This is a genomic window from Pseudoalteromonas sp. TB25 (assembly GCF_000497995.1).
Taxonomy (GTDB): Bacteria; Pseudomonadota; Gammaproteobacteria; order Enterobacterales; family Alteromonadaceae; genus Pseudoalteromonas; species Pseudoalteromonas distincta.
Map to the genome: position 1 here is coordinate 1 of NZ_AUTI01000259.1, position 3,283 is coordinate 3,283.

Here is a 3,283-nt window from a genome sequence, read left to right on the forward strand (position 1 = left end):
ATACAGCATCTACTTAAATAAAAGCGTGCTTGGATACCATTCAGTTTGTGAGAATAGAAAGTCAGGGCTTTATCTACGGAGCAGTATTAAATACTAGACGCGAAGGCAAGCTCACTGACTTCGATGTGATAAATGATAGCTAATCATTTATCAATGAGAGATACAAGGCGCGAAGCTTGCTCGCGCGAAAAGCGTAGCTTTTAAATTGTAAGCCGGAATTTATCTCTCGCTTTTAATTTTAATTTGCAAATATCGCGTTGATGCTGACAACCAAAATATGAATTACTTACTCAAAATACGTGTATTTATTTTCTGAAATTTAAATAAATGCATCCATATTTGGTAGTTGTATTATTTGCTCACTCAGCTTATTTGCAGCTTTATTAATTATTCTTATGCACAAATCAATGTGTGCTAATTCAACAGTAGATAAGTTATTTTTAACAGCAGAAACTTTAGCCGTATCAATTGCGGCTAATACAGAGTCAACGGTTTGACTCATAAGTAGTTGCATCCGTGGTAGTGAAATAGCAAATTCATCAGCAAAATCAGCTAACATATAAGCTGTAATCTTATTAGTAAAATTGCCTGCACTTTGCGAATTATGCTCACCCACTGACATAGCATAACATCTTGATATTTTGGGCTGTAAATAGTCCTCATCACGGTCAATGCTTCCCTGCTCAATAATAGCCTCTATATTTACCAAGTCGTAAAACGGCGTAAGCTCTAAACCATTTTTACCAACAAAAAAACTAATGTTTTTGCCATGAGCATCGTAATTACGTACTAAAATATTAAATGTCATCCAACGAATAAGCTGAGCCTTATACGCTTGTACATTCGTTGTTTTAACATTAAATAGTTTTGCAAAAGAAACGCCATCTCGAATATAAATACCATCCCCATCATCACCATGCTGACGCTCATATTTATAAGAAGGAGGTAAATTAGTGGCTTGGCAACCATCAATAATATGACGACGTAATACACGGCTTTGATCTTGTGTAACGCGCCTATCAAAGCGATCTATTACAAATACTCTTATATCTGCGTAAGTGCGCAACTCAACATGGGGAACATTGAGCCCCGACTCTTTTGCCAAAAGCATGGTAAAAAGTTCATTTACTGCAATGAAAGGAGCGGTACCTGTTTCGAATTTAAAAATTTTATTAGAACATAGCTCCCCTTCACCAAATCCTAATTTACTATCGATTTCGAGTAGGTTTAGTTTGTCTTGAACGCCAGCAACAGAGAGCCGAGTTCGGCCATCCCAATGAGTAATTGGCTCTCCAACTTGTACAAAGCGTTTAAGTTTTTGGCTTAGCTCATCATTAGTTACTTCACGAAAAGATGTTTGCTTTAAAGTACTGTTACTTGCTCTAAACGACAAAGCGCCTGACGTTTCCTCGCCAATTACTTTAATCAAACCAAACGTATTATTTTTAGAGATAGTAGTACTACTTATAATTTCATCAAGACCTTTGCCCTCGGGTAATAAGTTTTGTAAATAATTACGCACATCACGTGAGTCAAAATCACCATTGAGCGGTAAGTGTGGTGAAATAGCAAAACCCTTATTAATCCACTCAGGCTCATAGGTAAATGCAATTTCATTTTCAGAGCCTATATCAAGAGTTATCGCACCTATCTTCTGCGTATGCCCAATAAATACATCTAAGCTATTTTTTTTAATACCACTGCTCATCGCTCACCTCATCCTTGTTATTGTGGTGCGACTCGTCATCACTGACAAGGCTAAACGACAGCCCCAAGTATTCCATCACTTTGAGTACATTAAAAAACTGCACATTCACATCACCTTTTTCTATTTTTATCAGCGTAGGCTTTGAAATATTAAGTGCTTGCGATACATCAACCAGCGTAAGCTTCATGGCAGTTCGCTTTGAAGTAATCGCTTTAGCGAGCCGCACCGACGAAAACGGCTTTGATAGATCAGGCATTTCAGTGCGTTTAACAACTCTTCCAAGTGTTTTTTTTGCTGGTAATTCACTCATGAAAGGTCAACTATAGTTTACTTATACAATTTATTTTAGGGTAGCCAACCCAAAAGTCAAATATAACTTACTTTTAAGTTTGAACATATGTTTACTGCCTATAAGTAAACCTTACCTTACTTATAGGAAGTAAAATAAAACACAACCCCATAAGTAAAGCATAAGTTACTTATGGAAAGTTAATGACATTTTGAGCTTAATAGCCAAGCTAAACACCTGTAGATACCATCTCTCATTTTAAGCTTCAAGGTCGTATTTAACTTTCTTGGAGCTTAAACGCTTCTTGGTTTTTTATTACACCAAAACATATATGAATTAGCTTTCGCATATTTGCACACACAGCTTGCATTGGTGTTTTACCATTATTTATTAACGTTAACTTGTGTCGTTTTATTGTTTTATTCCATTGCCCAGCAACAACGGCTGCCATATAAAGTTTACATCGAATTCTGGCTGGGCCAAGTTTACTGATTGATGTTCGCCCTTTTAATTTACCCGATTCATTATGCCGTGGGATTAATCCACAATAAGCCGCCGCTTCTTTGGCTTTATTAAATTTTTTAGCCGCAAACAAATACGTCAGCTCTCTCGATAATACGGGCCCTATGCCAGGGATTGACTCAAGTAGTTTCCTGTTTCTTTTTAAATCAGGTTCATTATCTATGTGGTTATCAATGTCAGATTTAAGTTGTTTAATTTCATCGTCTAAAAACGCGATAGTCACTTTTATAGATTGGCAAACACGCGCAGAAACGTTGCTGAATTCACTTGCTTCTAATCGGTTCGCTTCTCGTTGCCGGTTACTCTCAAGCGCATCTAAACGACGGATAAGGGCTTTAAGCTCTCTAATTGCTAATGCTTCAGGTTGCCAATAATTAACGACTGCGTGCTTGGCACAGCCATAATGAGCAAGCATCGTTGCATCAGATTTGTCTGTTTTATGAATTATGTTTAAAGCGTCTGCATACTTTTTAGCTTTACCAGGGTTCGCTAAAATAATATTAAAGCCTTGCTCGTATAAAAAATACATCAGTGCTTCATGATAAACACCCGTTGGTTCGAGGGTGATAACGAGCTCATTAGCAGCGCTTTTTGTTGTATTTAAAAGCCATTTTTCTATTGTTACAAAATCTTGGCGCTTGTTTTTAAAGACTTTTGTTTTAATTTTATTTGTAAGTTGGTCTCTCAACCACGATAAATCAATCTTCTCTTTACTAATATCAATGCCGATAAACATCATCTCTACTTACTCCCCTTGTACATAC

Annotated in this window: 3 protein-coding genes; all 3 read right to left on the reverse strand. The window is 36.8% G+C overall.

The features are described from left to right. Positions 1–319 precede the first annotated feature (319 nt). Positions 320–1,708, reverse strand: coding sequence for a HipA domain-containing protein (locus L652_RS0108285; RefSeq protein WP_024597440.1), 1,389 nt, complete (start codon positions 1,706–1,708; stop codon positions 320–322). After that, positions 1,692–2,018 carry a helix-turn-helix transcriptional regulator gene (locus tag L652_RS0108290; RefSeq protein WP_029753347.1) on the reverse strand — a complete coding sequence of 109 codons (327 nt, stop codon included), beginning with the start codon at positions 2,016–2,018 and terminating at the stop codon, positions 1,692–1,694. The genes L652_RS0108285 and L652_RS0108290 overlap by 17 nt, the downstream gene beginning before the upstream one ends. A 256-nt stretch (positions 2,019–2,274) precedes the next feature. Beyond that, a complete protein-coding gene (locus tag L652_RS0108295; protein ID WP_024597435.1) occupies positions 2,275–3,258 on the reverse strand; it encodes an IS110 family transposase in 984 nt (327 codons plus the stop codon). Between the last annotated feature and the right edge of the window lie 25 nt (positions 3,259–3,283).